The sequence below is a fragment of the Imperialibacter sp. genome, from assembly GCF_040222815.1.
In the GTDB taxonomy this organism is placed as follows: domain Bacteria; phylum Bacteroidota; class Bacteroidia; order Cytophagales; family Cyclobacteriaceae; genus Imperialibacter.
In genome coordinates, this window is the sequence record NZ_JAVKCH010000028.1 from 14425 (window position 1) to 30322 (window position 15898).

General features: G+C 44.8%; 17 protein-coding genes. 8 read left to right on the forward strand and 9 right to left on the reverse strand.

What is annotated here, in order from left to right; all coding sequences use genetic code 11:
- From RIF36_RS15840 to RIF36_RS15850, 3 genes are read right to left on the reverse strand one after another with little or no spacing between them, the layout of a single operon-like run.
- Positions 1-855, reverse strand: coding sequence for an alpha/beta hydrolase (locus RIF36_RS15840; protein WP_350118842.1), 855 nt, complete (start codon positions 853-855; stop codon positions 1-3).
- A gap of 46 nt (positions 856-901) precedes the next feature.
- On the reverse strand, positions 902-1627 hold the full coding sequence (locus RIF36_RS15845) for a VIT1/CCC1 transporter family protein (RefSeq protein ID WP_350068910.1): 726 nt from the start codon (positions 1625-1627) through the stop codon (positions 902-904).
- Positions 1624-2718, reverse strand: a complete 1095-nt coding sequence (locus RIF36_RS15850) for an o-succinylbenzoate synthase (protein ID WP_350118845.1) — start codon at positions 2716-2718, stop codon at positions 1624-1626. The genes RIF36_RS15845 and RIF36_RS15850 overlap by 4 nt, the downstream gene beginning before the upstream one ends.
- 70 nt (positions 2719-2788) lie before the next feature.
- On the opposite strand from RIF36_RS15850, the gene RIF36_RS15855 reads away from it, so the two are divergent.
- The 4 genes from RIF36_RS15855 to RIF36_RS15870 all read left to right on the forward strand — a co-directional run bounded on the left by RIF36_RS15855 (position 2789) and on the right by RIF36_RS15870 (position 7106).
- Positions 2789-3991, forward strand: coding sequence for an S-adenosylmethionine:tRNA ribosyltransferase-isomerase (locus RIF36_RS15855; protein WP_350118847.1), 1203 nt, complete (start codon positions 2789-2791; stop codon positions 3989-3991).
- A gap of 12 nt (positions 3992-4003) precedes the next feature.
- The gene (locus RIF36_RS15860) at positions 4004-4909 is read left to right on the forward strand and encodes a mechanosensitive ion channel family protein (RefSeq protein WP_350149385.1); all 906 of its coding nucleotides are present in this window, start codon (positions 4004-4006) and stop codon (positions 4907-4909) included.
- Between the two features lie 7 nt (positions 4910-4916).
- Positions 4917-5417, forward strand: a complete 501-nt coding sequence (locus RIF36_RS15865; RefSeq protein WP_350068899.1) for a hypothetical protein — start codon at positions 4917-4919, stop codon at positions 5415-5417.
- Positions 5418-5498: 81 nt separating this feature from the next.
- Positions 5499-7106 (forward strand): mechanosensitive ion channel family protein, encoded by a 1608-nt coding sequence (locus tag RIF36_RS15870; RefSeq protein ID WP_350120869.1) that lies wholly within the window; start codon positions 5499-5501, stop codon positions 7104-7106.
- A 9-nt stretch (positions 7107-7115) separates the two neighbouring features.
- On the opposite strand, the gene RIF36_RS15875 is transcribed toward RIF36_RS15870, so the two are convergent.
- The 6 genes from RIF36_RS15875 to RIF36_RS15900 form a co-directional block, all read right to left on the reverse strand.
- Positions 7116-7694 (reverse strand): hypothetical protein, encoded by a 579-nt coding sequence (locus RIF36_RS15875; RefSeq protein ID WP_350120872.1) that lies wholly within the window; start codon positions 7692-7694, stop codon positions 7116-7118.
- A gap of 143 nt (positions 7695-7837) precedes the next feature.
- The gene (locus RIF36_RS15880) at positions 7838-8908 is read right to left on the reverse strand and encodes a TIGR03032 family protein (RefSeq protein WP_350120875.1); all 1071 of its coding nucleotides are present in this window, start codon (positions 8906-8908) and stop codon (positions 7838-7840) included.
- A gap of 5 nt (positions 8909-8913) precedes the next feature.
- On the reverse strand, positions 8914-9399 hold the full coding sequence (locus RIF36_RS15885; RefSeq protein WP_350120878.1) for a lipocalin family protein: 486 nt from the start codon (positions 9397-9399) through the stop codon (positions 8914-8916).
- Positions 9400-9475: 76 nt separating this feature from the next.
- Complete coding sequence (locus RIF36_RS15890; protein WP_350120881.1) at positions 9476-9736, reverse strand: hypothetical protein; 261 nt, start codon at positions 9734-9736, stop codon at positions 9476-9478.
- A gap of 122 nt (positions 9737-9858) precedes the next feature.
- Positions 9859-10491: a response regulator transcription factor gene (locus RIF36_RS15895; protein ID WP_350120883.1), complete on the reverse strand. Its 633-nt coding sequence runs from the start codon at positions 10489-10491 to the stop codon at positions 9859-9861.
- Positions 10481-12349, reverse strand: a complete 1869-nt coding sequence (locus RIF36_RS15900) for a sensor histidine kinase (RefSeq protein ID WP_350120886.1) — start codon at positions 12347-12349, stop codon at positions 10481-10483. The genes RIF36_RS15895 and RIF36_RS15900 overlap by 11 nt, the downstream gene beginning before the upstream one ends.
- A 187-nt stretch (positions 12350-12536) precedes the next feature.
- Here RIF36_RS15900 and RIF36_RS15905 point away from each other — a divergent pair, with 187 nt between their 5' ends.
- From RIF36_RS15905 to RIF36_RS15920, 4 genes are all read left to right on the forward strand, one after another.
- Positions 12537-13277, forward strand: a complete 741-nt coding sequence (locus RIF36_RS15905) for an N-acetylmuramoyl-L-alanine amidase (RefSeq protein ID WP_350120889.1) — start codon at positions 12537-12539, stop codon at positions 13275-13277.
- Positions 13277-13597, forward strand: coding sequence for a hypothetical protein (locus RIF36_RS15910; RefSeq protein WP_350120892.1), 321 nt, complete (start codon positions 13277-13279; stop codon positions 13595-13597). Before RIF36_RS15905 ends, RIF36_RS15910 begins: the two co-directional genes overlap by 1 nt.
- A 462-nt stretch (positions 13598-14059) precedes the next feature.
- Entirely contained in the window at positions 14060-14686 is a 627-nt protein-coding gene (locus RIF36_RS15915; protein ID WP_350120895.1) for an RNA polymerase sigma factor, read from the forward strand.
- 145 nt (positions 14687-14831) lie between these two features.
- Positions 14832-15884 carry a FecR family protein gene (locus RIF36_RS15920; protein ID WP_350120898.1) on the forward strand — a complete coding sequence of 351 codons (1053 nt, stop codon included), beginning with the start codon at positions 14832-14834 and terminating at the stop codon, positions 15882-15884.
- Positions 15885-15898: the final 14 nt, after the last annotated feature.

The following is a 15898-nucleotide window of genomic DNA, read 5'->3' on the forward strand; positions in this document are numbered from 1 at the left end:
TCACTTCCCGTTTAAATAACCCATGTCCATCAACCAGTCTGCCATGCGCTGTGGCCAGCCCCTCAAGCTGACAAACTCCGACCGGTAGCCCATATTGAAGGCATGTGCGCCTTTAGCATATACGTGAGCCTCAACAGGTCGCTTAGCCTGACGGTATTTGAGCAGCAGGCTCATGACAGGCTCGGAGCAGCAGTCGTCGTTTGTTGCCACCACCATAAAAACTGGCGGCGCATCGGCCGGCACTTTTTCGGGAATACCCAGCGGGCCCGGATACACCAGCATCTGGAAGTCGGGCTTGCCATTTACCATGTCGACAGGATCCTTGGCATTGGCGTCACCTTTGCCATCTCCGTAGGCCACCCACGAAACTACCTCACCACCGGCCGAAAAGCCCATGATTCCGATGCGGGCCGGATTAATTCCAAACTCTTTCGCATTGCTCCTGATTGTTCGCACCGCCCGGTAAGCATCATCTTTGGCTTCCTTGCCTACTGTGTATGGTGAATTTTCTTCTCTGGCCAGGCGATATTTCAGCACAAAGGCAGTAATGCCTAACGAATTGAGGAAGTCCGCTGCCTCTTTTCCCTCTCCATTGTACACAAGGGTTCGGTGTCCTCCGCCAGGGCAAATAAGCACGGCCGTGCCGTTGGCTTTGTCCTTGGGTGGATAATAAACGGTAATGGAAGGGTTGTGTACATTCTTGACCCACCAGTCCTTAGCCTCCTCTGGTTGGTCTTTCAGGTTTTCGAAACCGGGTGCGCCATTAGGCCACAGGTACATTTGCTTGCCCGATTCCTGGGCAAAAACTACGAGGCCGGTGAACACAAGGCCCACCAGAACAGACGTTCTTTTCATTTTAAGTAGGTTTAAAAAAGGTAAAAAACTCGATAATATCCTCAGCTTACAAAATCCATTTGGCCAGCACCTCCCCTACGAAATAGGCAAAAGCCGCTGCCAACCCACCCAGCGCCAGAGTCTGGATGATGCTTTTCATTTTATTGATATTAGTAACGACTCCCCTCAAGTAACCGACGAGAATAAGCGACAGACCAGTACCCACGCATGAGATAGGGAAAAGCGCAGCAGCGTTGACATCCGTGAACATGGCGACCACGTACACCACCAGGGGGATAAAACCCACGATGTTAAAACTAATAAAGGTGGCGATGGCGGTACTCAACGGCGATTTACTTTCTCTGGTCATCTCCAGCTCCTCCTTCATCATGGTGTCCACCCACACCTTTTTGTCAGATATAATCGTCTCTACCACATCGTCCAACAATTTCCCTTTAAAGCCCTTGGCCTCATATATTTCCCTGACCTCCTCAATTTCCTTTTCTCTCAGATGCTCAATCTCCCAGTACTCCACGGCTTCATGCTTGTCGTAATTATCCAGAGCAGCTTTGCTGGAAAAATAATTACCCACCGACATGGAAAAACCGTCTGCTATTAAGTTGGCAAAGCCGAATATCAACACCCACCGGATGTCAGCGTTGGCCCCGGCGGCACCAGCAACTACGGCAAACGTGGTGATGGAACCGTCGATCCCACCGTAGACAAACTCTGCAATGTACTCCTTGTCGAAAAAGAGCCATTTGCCCTCTTTATGTAATTTAGCTTCGTTCATTTATCAAAGATTAGCTGGCGAAAATCCCACACATTTGCCTGACCTGAATTTAAAAAACCATGACTGATAAATAAGGGCGAGGTGAAATTATTATTGTAGAGCTGGCCTGTGCCCAAACCCTGAGGCATATCAAGTGGGAATTCTGCCGTAAACTGGGCAATAGCATTCAATCCAATATTTGACTCCAGCGCCGACGTCATCCACCAGCCAACGTTTCTCTTCTCGGCCAGGTCAATCCATTCCCTGGTTGCCATAAAGCCGCCGAGCAGAGAAGGCTTCAGCACAATGAACTGTGGCTTGATAAAATCAAGCAGTTCCGCTTTCATAGCCTTTTGTTCCACGCCAATCAGCTCTTCGTCGAGGGCGATGGGCACCGGCGACCGACTGCACAACACATGGTAGGCCTCCCACTGCCCTGCCTGCACCGGCTGTTCGATGGAATGAAGCTGATACTGGCTGAGCTTCTCAAGCTTCACAAGCGCCTCTGCTGGTTTGAAGGCCCCATTGGCATCCACCCGGAGGGTGATATCATTTGGCCCAAATTCTTTTCGAATGCCAGCCAGAATCTCACATTCGGTTTCAAAATCAATCGCACCAATTTTTAGTTTTAAACAGGTGTATCCTTCATCAAGCTTCTCTTTGATTTGTTTCAGCATGAAGTCCTTGTCTCCCATCCAAATAAGCCCGTTGATCGGGATAGGAAAACTTCCGGTGGTGAAGGAGTTTTTGAATATAATGCCCGATCCACCATTCATAAAGTCCAAAAGGGCTGTCTCCAGAGCAAACCTGAGTGAAGGATAGCCTGACGGGATCAACTGATGTGCAAGGTGCAATGCATCCTCCACCGAACCGGGAGCTCTTACAGGCAGGATGTCGCTCTGAAGAGTTTTGATAACGTCCGGTAGGTCATCAATGTCTTCCATACTAAGCCCCTTCAAAGGCCCAGCCTCTCCAAGGCCAAACATTTTTGGATCCGAGGGATCATACAATTTGAGAAGTATACTGGGCTTTTCCTTTAACACACCTCGTGAGGTGCCTGCATCAAATGTAAACTGAAGTGTGTGGGTAGTAAAATCTAGTTTTAAAGGCATGCGGGTTGATTATGTAGCTTTTTATTACAGACTATGGCCATATTTGGTCTATTTTTGCCAAAAAAGGTCAATGCCTCCTCAAATTAACGTTTCCGAATATACTTATGATCTACCAGACGAAAGAATAGCTAAATTTCCGCTGGAAGACAGATCGGCATCAAAGCTACTTTTTTACAACAAAGGGAGCATTGAGCACCTTCGCTTTAAAAGCATTCCCAGTCTGCTTCCTGAAAACACCTCTCTCTACTTTAACAATACCAAAGTAATCCCCGCCCGACTTGCCTTTCAGAAACCTACGGGCGCTGTAATAGAAATCTTCTTGCTTCAACCAACTTTGCCGTCGCCTGTCATTTCTGTGGCGATGGAGGCCAAGAGCCCTGTGGTTTGGAAATGCATGATCGGCAACGCCAAACGCTGGAAAGAAGGTGTCCTTGAAAGAAACATCGAACTCGAAGGAACGACTGTTAAAGTTGAGATCAAGCGGATGGGCACCGCCGAAGTGCAACTAAGCTGGGATAAATCCGCTGCCCGTTTTGTCGATGTGGTGGACGCCATTGGCAAAACTCCACTGCCGCCGTATCTTCACCGTGAGGCAATAGAAAACGACAAAAAAACTTACCAAACTGTTTACAGTGAGAAGGATGGCGCCGTAGCGGCTCCCACAGCGGGTCTTCATTTTACGGATGAGGTTATTAGCCAGCTCGGCAGCAAAAACATCGTCACAAATTTTCTGACCCTCCATGTCAGTGCGGGTACCTTTCAACCGATAAAAACCGAAACAGCCCAGGACCATGTAATGCATTCGGAGCAAATCATTATCAGGCGGGAAAATCTTGAACAACTGCTGGAACCAGGGAGATTCAACGTGGCCGTCGGTACCACTTCCATGCGCACACTTGAAAGCACCTATTGGTATGGAGTAATGCTGAAGCAAGACCAGAATGCTGCTTTCGAAATACCAAAGCTTTTTCCCTACGAGCAGTCGGCAGCGATTCCTTCCATGAGCGAAAGTATGCAGGCGGTACTAAACAAAATGGACAAGCTGGGTGTTGATGAGTTGGTAGGTACAACAGAAATATTTATTTTTCCTGGCTACCAATTTAGGGTGGTCAATGGACTGATAACCAACTTCCATCAGCCTAATTCCACATTGATACTCCTCGTTGCGGCTTTTGTTGGCGATGACTGGCGCAAAGTATATTGTGAGGCACTGGCAAGCGACTACAGATTTCTCAGCTATGGCGATTCTTCTTTGTTAATTCCCGGGAAATAGACAATTTAAACCATGGAAAATGTTGGGGCAATAATCAAAGAATGGTGGGCAAGCTTCAATGAGCTGCTCCAAACCCCGCTCTTCGAGTTTGGTGCGAGTAAAGTTGATCTTGGGCTGATTTTTTACCTTGCCGTCTCCATTGCTATACTGATAATCCTCAGCAAATGGCTAATGAGGTTTGTTGTGGGCAAAGTGCTCAAAAACACCCACATGGAGAAGGGCATGCTGCAGTCGGTGGCCACGCTGGTCAGGTTCGGTATCCTGGTTGTCGGCTTTGTTATCATCTTCCAAACAGCCGGCATCGACCTTAGCGCCTTGAGCATCGTTGCGGGTGCCCTGGGTGTAGGTATAGGATTTGGCCTTCAAAATATCACCAACAATTTTATTTCCGGGCTCATTATTCTTTTTGAGCGTCCCATAAAAGTGGGAGACCGCATCGAGGTCGGCGACATTAATGGTGATGTCATGAGCATCAACGCCCGGGCTACTACCATCATCACCAATGACAATATCTCGGTAATTGTTCCCAACTCAGAATTCATATCCGGCACGGTCATCAACTGGAGCCATTCCGACCGAAATGTGCGGTTTCTTTTCCCCGTTGGTGTCAGCTACAAAGAAGATCCGGAAAAGGTAAAAAAAATACTCCTTGATGTAGCCGAAAAAAATGAACATGTGCTTACGACACCGCCACCAGTAGTGCTATTTGACGAGTTTGGAGACAGCTCTCTGAATTTTTACCTTGGCGTTTGGACATCCACCCATATTGAAAGGCCACGGTTCTTAAAAAGTGAGTTGTACTTCGAAATATTTAAAAAATTTGCAGAACAGGGCGTGGAGATTCCCTTCCCTCAGAGGGATTTGCATATTAAAACTTCTCCGGTTTCAGTGGAACAAATTCAATCCAAACTGAATTGACCTTATTATGACTCCACAACCCTTGAAATCGCAAGCCATTTTTGTTGGTAAGACCGTCGTTGCGCATCTGGTCTCCTACGCAATTGCCGCATCCGCAGGCTATTATTTTCTCCTTCGTGACCTTTACAACAACGAGGCCTCTCCACTTAGAGGTTACCTGGCTACTCCCGGCGAACCTGAAGAATGGGCTTTGATAGGGCAAAAGCTGTTTCCCATCGAGTTGGTAAGGGGATTCCTCCTAGGCATTGTCTTTTTTTCCATCAGCAGAACGTTGCAGCGCTGGGGTAAGAAAAGAAGGTTCATCGCTATCATTGGATTTTACTTTATTGTCGGATTCCTTGCCAGCCCTGGCATATCTCCGGGTGGTTTGGAAGGGATGCTTTATATGCAAAACCAATTTGCGCCACTGGTGCATGAGCGGTTTTTCTGGGTCACCTTTCTCCAATCAGTAATTATGGCACTCATTCTTAGCAACTGGATCAGAACCTCCTTGCCCGAAGAGAACTAGCAAATACCTCAAATCGACATTTTCTAAGGCATTTTTTGTCACATTGTTTAATTTTGCCAATTCATTTCGAAACCAGGCACCATGCGGAAGCTCTTTCTTATAGTTCTCAGTCTTCTTCTTTATACTTCAACAACGGCTCAGTCGGCCGACAACCCAATCTCCGATTCAGTTTCTTTCAAGACACCTTATCAAAGCATCTACACCTTTCTACGCTATCTGCAGGAAGATTCTTACTATCCTGAGCTAGCGGCAGGCATTGTTAAGCAGACCCTTAGAGGCAGCGAAGAGGCCCAGGAGGTCGTTGTGCAATTAAAGCAGGTGCTGGATGGCGAGGGGCATTTTATCTACCTCGAAGATTTACCTAACGACCCTGACTACACCGACACCGTCTCCAGGCAAAAACGGTACGTGCTGGTGAAAGACTACCCGAACATTTACCTGGAAAAGTACAATGACAAGTGGTTGCTATCCGAAAAATCGGTAAGAGAGATTGGCAAACTTCACGAAAAAGTCTTCCCATTTGGCACCGACAAGCTACTGAACCTGCTGCCCAAGCTTGGTACAAAAAAATACCTGGGCCTGCATGTATGGCAGCTTGTTGGCATTCTGGTGCTGATCCTCGGCTGCGTGTTGATTCACAAGCTGCTGACCTTTTTGTTTGAAAAAATCATCATGCAGGCACTGCTCCGGGCTGGCTATGAACGATTGGCGGATGAGTATATTCTACCAGTGGCCAGGCCTGTCAGTTTGTTTGTGGTATTCCTGCTACTGTTCATTTTCACTCCGGTATTGCAACTGCCGCCTGGCACCATGCAATATGTGGTGATGGGTGTAAAGGCCGCTCTACCGTTCTTCGGCACTATGGTGTTCTACCATCTGGTGGAAATCCTTTGTGTGTACCTGCAACGTTTGGCGCTAAAAACAAAGAGCACGCTGGACGACCAGTTGGTGCCCCTGGTAAGAAGAGCACTGAAAATATTTGTTGTGCTGGTTGGAGGCCTTTTCATCCTCGACAACCTCAATATACCCATCCTTCCGCTGTTAACCGGCCTCTCCATTGGTGGTTTGGCCTTTGCCCTTGCCGCTCAGGACACCATCAAGAACCTGTTTGGCTCGCTGATGATCTTTATCGACAAGCCCTTTCAGATAGGTGACTGGATCACGTCAGGCGACATCGATGGCTCAGTGGAAGAAGTAGGCTTCCGCTCAACGAGGATCAGAACCTTTCGGAATTCGCTGATGTATGTTCCAAATGGGAAACTTGCCGATGCCATGATCGATAACCATGGGCTGAGAGTGTACCGACGTTATTACACCAAACTGAGTATTACCTACGACACGCCACCACCACTTATCGAAACGTTTGTGGAAGGGCTGAAGGAAATAGTGAAAACTCACCCGACGACACGAAAGGACTACATAGAAATAAGTTTCAATGAGTTCGGGCCATCGAGTTTGAACATCATGTTCTATATGTTCTTTGAGGTGCCCACATGGTCAGAAGAGCTACAGGGCCGCCATGAAATCAACCTGGAAATAATGAAGCTGGCAGAGCACCTTGGTATCAACTTTGCCTTCCCTACCCAAACGCTTCACATCGAAAACATGCCCGGCAAACCGAGCCTGTCTCCGACTTATGAAGTGGAGAGGGCCGGGGAGAAGATGCAGGGGTATTTTGGGAAAAAATAGCTGTAGGTTTTAATAAAGCTCCGGGCATGTTTTGACCTCGTAGTAAGCCTCCTCTTGCTTAACAGCGGCTGTGTACAGGTCAATCAGTTCTGCATGATCGAGGTAAATAGCGCAGGCTAGAGCAGCGCAAGCAGTGCAAGGCTGACAACCATTCGGATCGCCATTGATTCTATCCTTGTACTCTTTTGCAGTCGGATCGTCAAGGCAATCCTTAGAAGTGCCGCCTTCAGAAACTTCACTTACACTTGAATTGCCTGCTACCCAGTTGTAAGATGAGCCTGGAACGGCTGTAAGAGTAGCTGATTTACCCAGGGTTGTACCTGTTCCATCGTCCAAATCGCCTTCCTGATAAGCAGAAAGTCGTAATTCACCTCCAGAAGTGCCAGTATACGTCTTTTCTTTTCCCGCTTCAATCAATTCATCTCCGTATGTAGCTGGTGCGCCCGGGCCGCTTGCCAATACCTCAATGTTAAAAACAAACGGGTTCTTAACGGTTAACTGATAATTATCCTCCTCCTTTCCTCCGCATCCTATGGCTATTAAAGATAGAAGTACCATAGAAAGATTGTTCTTGATCCTATATTTCATCGGCAAAATTTCGTTTGGTTTGATACCAATAAAGAACGGGTACTGGTCAGAGGTATCCTATACTCCCAAAGGAGTATTTAGCGGGGATAATTCGAGAACCCCTGCTTCAAATATCTGAGTAGATAGACACGCTATCTCACTGGCTATGGTGAATTCGGATTACCTCTACTATTAATCCAAAAGTTCAGGTTTTCTTCCGCCAAAATGCATTTATCGTGATATTCATCTCGTTCAGTGAGCAATCCTGGTGAAATAGAGTTTGGAATGACTTTAATAGAAAAAATCTCCTTAACAATGTCCGTATAGGTTATTCCAGCCACATTTATACCCGTTCGCAGGTCGATAACATAAATTCCACAAAAGCTACTCTTAGAGCTAATTTCCAATTCGCTAAATACTGTAGAATCGTCCCTGATTTTGGAGCAACCAACAAAAAGAAAATTACCGAAGGCAGCCAGTCCTCGCAAAAAACTATTGAGCTTGATTATACACCTCGTTTCACCGGTTTTTAAGCTGTACTCCATTACTTCGCCAGTGCCAGATAGCAGGAAGTAGATTCGATCATTTACCAGAACAGGAGAATGGGGCATTGGCAACTCATCAAGTAAAGTTTTATTTGATCTGATGTCAATAAGCTTACCCGTTCTCAATGTTTTGTTTTTCCAACCAAAAGGTGCATTGGTTCCGTCAAAACATGTCACAAATGCCGGCTCTCCATTTTCTAACTCAAGCCCATTCAGATGACACCTGTCTTCAGGCATCAAATCTGTAATGAAACTGGGTTTCCAATAAGTTTTGAAATGATAAAAAGGGGAAACCGAAGAGATGCATGAAAACATGGTGTTCACAACCCAAAGTTGGTCGTTTCCAAACTCTATCTCGTGGGTGTCTAAAAAACCTGTTTGATACCTGGATTGGTGAATAAACAAGTGGTCATGCTTATTCGGATACTCGGGAAAATGTCTGGCTAGTGGACTTGAATTGGAGAACAAATCAATTGAGGTTTTACTGGCAACAGCCAGCCTCTGATTGATAGGGTCATAGGCAATACCCATTGGCCTTTTAAAGTTTTTAGCATATTTGACCAGTGTTTCTCCGTTTGTAGAACTTAGGAAAATAATCTTGCCTGCCTGATATGTCGTAAAGGCTAGGGTAATTTTCTGATTGAACAGAATTTTTGGCAGGTTAGCCTCATAGAAAAAAAAGGAATTCATGCTTCCTAATTAATTTTCGCAAATACGACCTTTTCGCTTGTCTCATACAATTCGTTGTTCGCATCCCTACTAAGGTCAAACAAATCTCCCTCAAGAAGGTCTTCTGATATTGACTTAATAACTAGCCGAGAATCTCCATCTTCATCAAGTCCAGAAATTGTTATAGTATTATCAGCCTCAGCAAACGACCATGAACCAACTTCACAGTCAATTACATCAGTTTTACTAGGATCGGAATACAGGTAGTTGTAACATTGATCAATACTTCCACCCTCTTCAAATACCCACTTTATTTGATATCTTGAACCGTCTAAATTGTAATCCCCAGTATAGACATCATCCCCTCTGAGCCTGATTTCCCATTCACCAAGTAAAAGATCCTTTGGATCAACTGGTTGATCAGGGTCTTCATTTTCCTCTCCGCCACAGGAAGGAAGCAGAAGCATCGAAGCTGCTACCGCTGCAATTAAGTTTTTCTTTTCAGTTTTCATATTAATTCGATTTATCAACAGTTTGAATTATTCAATACAACTAAATCTTGAATCGGATTGATCACTACCTTTTTCACTAAGGGATACCAAGCCAATGACATCTGCCAAAAGATTTTTTACACCCTATATTCCCGAGTATTAGTAGTGTTCTGGGAGAGACAATGATCCTTTTTGAAACCATCAAATCCTTGTACCCATCCGCATCGAAGGAAATAGCTTCCTTAAGAAGTGCCACAAGCCTGTTGGAGTGGAGTAAATTGTGCGGCAGAAATTGTTGTGCCAGACTAATATTATAATTAACAAGAGAAGTAATGGCGATCAAGATGAGCTTCTTCATAAAGTAGTCATTGGTGGTGTACAAAGAAGACCATCTCACCACCCCTAACCTATACTCCTTTATGAGTATTTTTCACCTTGAGAAAATTAAAAAAAACGCCTCCTTTTGGCTTTTAACTAGCATCAAATATTATTATCAATAATGAACTTCATCATGGAGGCAAAGTTCTTGAGCCCGAGCTTGGAGGCAATGTTTTTACGATGCGTTTTTATGGTAAACTGACTCAGGTTAAGCTGATCGGCCATCTCCTTTGTGGTCATTCCTTGCTTAATGTGCTGAATAATCTCCATTTCCCGCCTCGTGAGGTTAAACTGCTTCACAAAACTTTCGTCTTCAGTAAAGCTGGCTGTGTGGTCAGGCCTGCGTGAAGGAAACACCGTTTCCCCAAAAGCAACCTTTCTTATTGCCTCCACCAGCCTTTCTCTGGGGCTGGTTTTAAGCAGGTATCCTCGTGCTCCATATTCCCGAGCCTTCTGTATCATATAGTCCTCCCCGTAAGTGGAAAGCATTACAATCTTAACAAGGGGATTCCATGAGTTGATTTCCCGTGTCACTTCAAGTCCATTCATGCCAGGCATATTAATATCCATCAATACCACGTCCACCTGGGTATCTCTCAGCAACGACTGGAGCTGCCTCCCGCCAGTGGCAGTACCCACGACCTCCAAATCAGGCTCCCTGGTTAGCATTAGCCTTAGACCATCAATAAACAACAAATGATCATCAGCAATAACGATTCTCACTTTAGCTGTCATTTTGTCTTGATTTAAGTGGAATAGAAACAATTATAGTAGTTCCGGCCTTATTGGAGTCAATGGCCAACTCACCCTGAAGGTACTGCACCCTCGACTGAATGCTTTTCAGGCCGATTCCGTTTCCTGACCCGTCGGAAAAGCCTTTGCCATTGTCCTCCACAACCATCTCGAAGGACTCATCGTGATAAAAAAGTTGAATAGTTGCTTCAGTAGCCTCAGCATGTTTCAGAATGTTGTTAGTGAGTTCCATCACGATCCGGTAGATCATCAACTCCTCATCTTTTCCAAAATACTTGCTCCCTCCCTTTTGGTAAAAAGCAAAGCTTACCCTTGAATCTTCATTCAACTGTTGCACGTAAGCGGCTATCACATCCTTAAGACTGGTGTTAGCAAACTCCGGCGGCATAAGATTATGTGAAACCTGCCTTACATGCGCCGAGGTATCGTCCAACAACTGCATAAGCGAAGATTTTTGTCCTTCGTCCGACTCCAGCGACTGAAGGTTCAGTTTTATAACAGCCAAATTGCTACCCAAATCGTCGTGAAGATCTTCTGCAATTCGCTTTCTTTCTTCTTCTTGCGCACTAATGATCCTTTTTACCTGCACCACCTTCTGCTTTTGAAGCTGCGCCGCAATCTTGTTCTTCTCAATTTCGTGCCTCTGGTAGCGATACATAAGGCCAAATGAGATGACCATGGTTTCAACAACGATCCCAATTTCAAAAAGAGAGGGGGGAAGTAAATACGAGTCTGACGTAAGGAACAGGATTCGCTCAATGCCACCGAAGAGGAAGATGCCCAGTCCCGCCAGAATTAGCCATCCAGGCTTAAACCCTTTGTATATACCGTATGTGCTATAGATGAGTATTGTTAGGAGCCCCACAAAGGTTGTTGCGTTGGTTGTCTTTACAACAAAAACCTCAACGAGGTTGGAAGGCTCCACCAAAAAAACAAGCCACTGCACAAAAGTCATCGTCAGTAACGACCATTTCACAAAAGACACTGCTTTGAAAACATAGTCATCCCTTGAGATGCCGCCAATGAACAACTGCACAACATGCATTAAGAGTACAATTGCAATGGCCCCAGAACTCGCCATAGAGGTGGCTCTGTAACCCAGTTCGGAGTCTAGCCCAAAAAATTCCTGATCCAAACCTTCATGTTTTAAGAGCAGAAATATTTGCGCAGCGATATATATGGTGTACCAGAAGTGAATTTTTTCTCGATTATTTAAAAACAAGTAAAAGTTAAAAATCAGAAACAATAACAATAGCCCTACCATAATGCCAAATGAGAAATAGAACTTGTTCTCCCTTTTTTTCATAGCTCTCGGGTGAAAAAGTGCGAATGCAAATGTCTTATAGGCATGGCTCTCATCTAAGCGAAGATAAAAGGTGTCAACAGAGTTGGCCGGGATTATAATTGGATAGAGGTAGTGGGAATGTAAGTAAGGTCGGCTCTCAAAAGGATGAGAATAGCCAGTATGGCCAAGGGATTTTAAGGTGCCCTGGTGATTTTGAAAGAGTTCGGCATCTCTGACGCCGAGCTGTCCCATAAAGAAAAACAGTTCTTTGTCCACAGAATCTTTATTTTCGACGGAGAACCTGTACCAATAAAAATATGGGTCATATCCCCAGAAAATCACCGAGGCCTCACCCATTGGCCTAAAATTTCCCCTTTGTTGCAATACTGAGTCAAGGGTTACCAAAGTATCAGCCTTAAAGATTTCGATATAGCTGTTAATGAAGGGAAATGTATCTTCTTTGCAAATAGCTGCATCTATCGGTTGACTAACCGACTTCACCGCACACACGAGCGTCGCAATAATCAAAAGAGTCGTTCTCAGAAAGGCTGCCATTACCCGAACAAACTAAGGGGTTCTTTTGGCAATAAGAAATACAAACAAAGGAGTATAGTAGCGTTGCTATCGCCAAAAGTATGCTGACAATGAAGTCTTCAGGAAGAAAAAATGAATTTCAACGCAGTCCTTCTATAAATTCATTAGATTTTCACAACTTGTTCATTCAAAAAAGTTGCCTTTGAAAATGGATGATTATTTAACTAGAGTACTTTCGATCAACAGTAAATCATCACTGTTTTTCATTCTTCTGGTTTTGGTTTCGTTGCTTTCGAATTGTGACAATGCTTCCGGTCAGCACGAAAAGAAAGCCATCAGTACTGTTGATATCAAAATCGACACCATCCCCACCCTCAACGACACCAAGCTTGAACTGACCAGGCAATACTGCCTGGAAAACTACGGTGTGGCGAGCTACAAGCTGGACAGCCCGAAAATAGTATTGGTGCACTTTACAGTTATTCCGACACTGGCAGAAACGGTCGAGTACTTTCAAAAAGACTCCATCGAATCGAGCCGCACCAACATCAGCAAGTTTAGTCAGATGAATGTGGGCATTCACTATATTGTGGACAAAGACGGCAGCATCTACAAGCTTGTGCCCGACACTGTGATTGCCCGGCACGCAATCGGCTTCAATCATGTCTCCATTGGCATTGAAAATATTGCCAAAGACGCTTCTGATCTCACCGCAGGTCAACTCGAAAGCAACGCCAGGTTGATTTCGGTACTGAAAGAAAGAAACCCGGGCCTCGAGTACATGGTAGGCCACCACGAGTACAACGACACCACACTGCCTCATTACAAACTGTTTCTGGCTGTCGACGAGTCGTACAAGCCACACGACAAGCCTGATCCGGGGCCAAAGTTCATGTCAGACCTCAGGGAAAAGCTCAAAGCTGAACACAACCTAACTTTTATGAAATAATGATCGCCCGCATTTGGCATGGCTGGACTACGCTGGAAAACGAAATGGCCTATCAGACCATTTTGCTTAATGAGGTCATTCCTGGCATCAAGGCAAAGAAAATACCCGGCTTCAGAAAGATGGAAGTGATGAAGCGCTTGGTCGACGGTGAAATAGAATTCACAACTGTCATGTATTTCGAAAGTCTCGAAAACATCAAGAGCTTTACGGGAGATAACTACGAAACAGCCTATGTTCCAGACAGAGCCAGGGCCGTCCTCAAGCGGTTTGAAAAAAAAGCCATTCACAAAGAGTTAGTGGAAGAAATTTCTATTAGCTGAGTGGATTGTTCATGAAACCAACCTTGGTCGCATCGTTTCGATAAGCAAAACCAAGCCTCTTTCGTATCCCATGAATTCGAAACAGAATGCTGCTTTCTTACTCTATTAGAAAAAATATCAAATCCTCATTACTATTGAATTATTATCAATTTAATAGTCATTTTTTGTTACCTGTAGCAACGTTCCATGGTTTTCGGGCAGACAAAACAACAAACTCGCATTCTACGCATTTCTAATTTTCTTTTAGAAAAACTTGAAAGCACTATGAAATAACATTATCATAACGTACTTTATTGTTCGGTATTTGTCTGGTTTAGTAATATTGGTTGAAAATGGTGTTAACGCCCACAAAGTAATAGATCGAAGTATTTCAGATATATTAATTCAAACTGGCGGACATTACATCTCTTTAATACCTGTTGACCGTGTTGCTAAGCTTCATTTGCCTCAACCAGCTAAAGTATGTCTCAGTTCGGCACTATTAATGAGTACAGTAGTGAGTCCCACCTTTGGGATCAGCTGGTTCGGTACGGAGACAAAACGGCACTTAAATCTATCTACTCCGCCTATGCCCGACTACTGTTCAACTACGGCATGCATGTCACCCAAAACAAAGATTTGGTCAAAGATTGCATTCAAGACCTATTTTTAGAGTTACTCAAAAACCACGCAACGCTTAGCAAGACATCTTCAATTAAGTACTACCTGTACAAGGCACTCAGGCGAAAAATCGTTTGCGAAGAAAAAAAGATTACTCGCCAAATGTCGAGCCAGGAGCGTTTTTCAGATACAGACGGGGCTGAAGTCTTCTTCGAGTTTTCAGAAACAGTTGAAAAAAGTATTGCATTGAACCGGAAGAAAATTCTTCAGTCGGTACACGCCCTACCAAAAAAGCAGCAGGAGGTTATTCAGTTGATTTTTTTTGAAAACCTAAGCAGAGACGAGGTTGCTGAAATTTTGGAAATTGATGCCAACTACTTGTACACCATCACCTGGAAGGCCATTAAGGCTCTGCGAAAGGCACTCTTACCCAGGCAAGTTACTATTGACATAGTCCACATCCTGCTCAGCTTATCACTATTGAATTAAGCAGGTTCAACCGCCTAGGAACTCTCTCGAAATAACCCGAGTCGCCCTCCACAATCCAAGCGGACAAAATTATTTTACACGAAAAAGGTAGAGATTCCATTTCTGCCTCCTTTTAGTATTAAACGTAGTCATAAAGCAAATATTTATGAACCCTACCTTTAATACCGTAGAAGACCTAATCGTAGACAATTCCTTTAGAAAGTGGGTGCTTCAAAACGACCCCAAAGCCGAAGCACACTGGCAGCAGTATGTTTCGTCGAACCCCGAAAAGAAAGAATTGATTGAAGAGGCGAAAAGTTTCCTCAAAAAACTTCCAAGGGTAAACTATGAATTGCCCGTCTCAGAATTTGAAACTATTTGGGCGAAAATTGAGGAAATCTCCGAGTCTGAGATATACAATCCGAGCCAGACAATGGCGTCGGCACCAACAGGTGGCCGGGTGCGGTCAATTTCCTCCAAATGGTACTACTTGGCCGCCTCTATTGTCTTAATTCTAATTGCAGTCGGGGTCAGTCAGCAGTACATCAGCCTGATAGGAGACACAACTGTGTCTTTTCAGACAAAATATGGCGAAAACCAGACGATTGAATTGCCCGATGGATCGGTGGTGACTTTGAACGCCAACTCTACCCTTACCTACGAAGCCAATGGTTTTTCTAACGACATCAGAAAAGTCGAGATTGATGGTGAAGCCTTTTTCAAGATCAGCAAGCACGCCTCCCCAAAAGGTGACAGGATAAAGTTTACCGTTGAAACTGCTGACCTTGAAGTAGAGGTACTAGGCACCGAATTCAATGTTAACACCAGAAGAGCGAGCACAAAGGTGGTGCTGACAGAGGGGCAGGTACAGATAAAGCTAACAAAGACCGACAGTGTACGGCCGATTACCATGCTGCCGGGCGAAAAAATCACATATACCTCAGGTCAGAAAACCGCAACCAGGGAGCAAGCGAAAGTAAATGTTGCCACCGCCTGGAAAGAGAATGAACTCATTTTCGAAGACACCCCTGTTGGTGAAATTATTCACGTGCTGGAAGACAATTATGGGATGCGAATAAAGCTGAAAAAACCAGGGATTGCTGAAAGACATTATACAGGAACATTCAAAAACCCTGACCCTGAAGTCATTTTAATGGCACTCTCAGGCCTGTTTGACCTGAAACTTGAGCGCCGCAACGGAACCGTTACTCTAAACTAAAGCTGCCTATGGAA

What these genes read in the sequence shown, in the direction of transcription:
- RIF36_RS15905 (WP_350120889.1), top strand. Translation starts at nt 12,537, where the DNA reads ATGGATGATTATTTAACTAGAGTACTTTCGATCAACAGTAAATCATCA.
- RIF36_RS15865 (WP_350068899.1), top strand. Translation starts at nt 4,917, where the DNA reads ATGACTCCACAACCCTTGAAATCGCAAGCCATTTTTGTTGGTAAGACC.
- RIF36_RS15850 (WP_350118845.1), bottom strand. Translation starts at nt 2,718, where the DNA reads ATGCCTTTAAAACTAGATTTTACTACCCACACACTTCAGTTTACATTT.
- RIF36_RS15875 (WP_350120872.1), bottom strand. Translation starts at nt 7,694, where the DNA reads ATGAAATATAGGATCAAGAACAATCTTTCTATGGTACTTCTATCTTTA.
- RIF36_RS15915 (WP_350120895.1), top strand. Translation starts at nt 14,060, where the DNA reads ATGTCTCAGTTCGGCACTATTAATGAGTACAGTAGTGAGTCCCACCTT.
- RIF36_RS15890 (WP_350120881.1), bottom strand. Translation starts at nt 9,736, where the DNA reads ATGAAGAAGCTCATCTTGATCGCCATTACTTCTCTTGTTAATTATAAT.
- RIF36_RS15885 (WP_350120878.1), bottom strand. Translation starts at nt 9,399, where the DNA reads ATGAAAACTGAAAAGAAAAACTTAATTGCAGCGGTAGCAGCTTCGATG.
- RIF36_RS15920 (WP_350120898.1), top strand. Translation starts at nt 14,832, where the DNA reads ATGAACCCTACCTTTAATACCGTAGAAGACCTAATCGTAGACAATTCC.
- RIF36_RS15855 (WP_350118847.1), top strand. Translation starts at nt 2,789, where the DNA reads ATGCCTCCTCAAATTAACGTTTCCGAATATACTTATGATCTACCAGAC.
- RIF36_RS15910 (WP_350120892.1), top strand. Translation starts at nt 13,277, where the DNA reads ATGATCGCCCGCATTTGGCATGGCTGGACTACGCTGGAAAACGAAATG.
- RIF36_RS15900 (WP_350120886.1), bottom strand. Translation starts at nt 12,349, where the DNA reads ATGGCAGCCTTTCTGAGAACGACTCTTTTGATTATTGCGACGCTCGTG.
- RIF36_RS15860 (WP_350149385.1), top strand. Translation starts at nt 4,004, where the DNA reads ATGGAAAATGTTGGGGCAATAATCAAAGAATGGTGGGCAAGCTTCAAT.
- RIF36_RS15880 (WP_350120875.1), bottom strand. Translation starts at nt 8,908, where the DNA reads ATGAATTCCTTTTTTTTCTATGAGGCTAACCTGCCAAAAATTCTGTTC.
- RIF36_RS15870 (WP_350120869.1), top strand. Translation starts at nt 5,499, where the DNA reads ATGCGGAAGCTCTTTCTTATAGTTCTCAGTCTTCTTCTTTATACTTCA.
- RIF36_RS15840 (WP_350118842.1), bottom strand. Translation starts at nt 855, where the DNA reads ATGAAAAGAACGTCTGTTCTGGTGGGCCTTGTGTTCACCGGCCTCGTA.
- RIF36_RS15895 (WP_350120883.1), bottom strand. Translation starts at nt 10,491, where the DNA reads ATGACAGCTAAAGTGAGAATCGTTATTGCTGATGATCATTTGTTGTTT.
- RIF36_RS15845 (WP_350068910.1), bottom strand. Translation starts at nt 1,627, where the DNA reads ATGAACGAAGCTAAATTACATAAAGAGGGCAAATGGCTCTTTTTCGAC.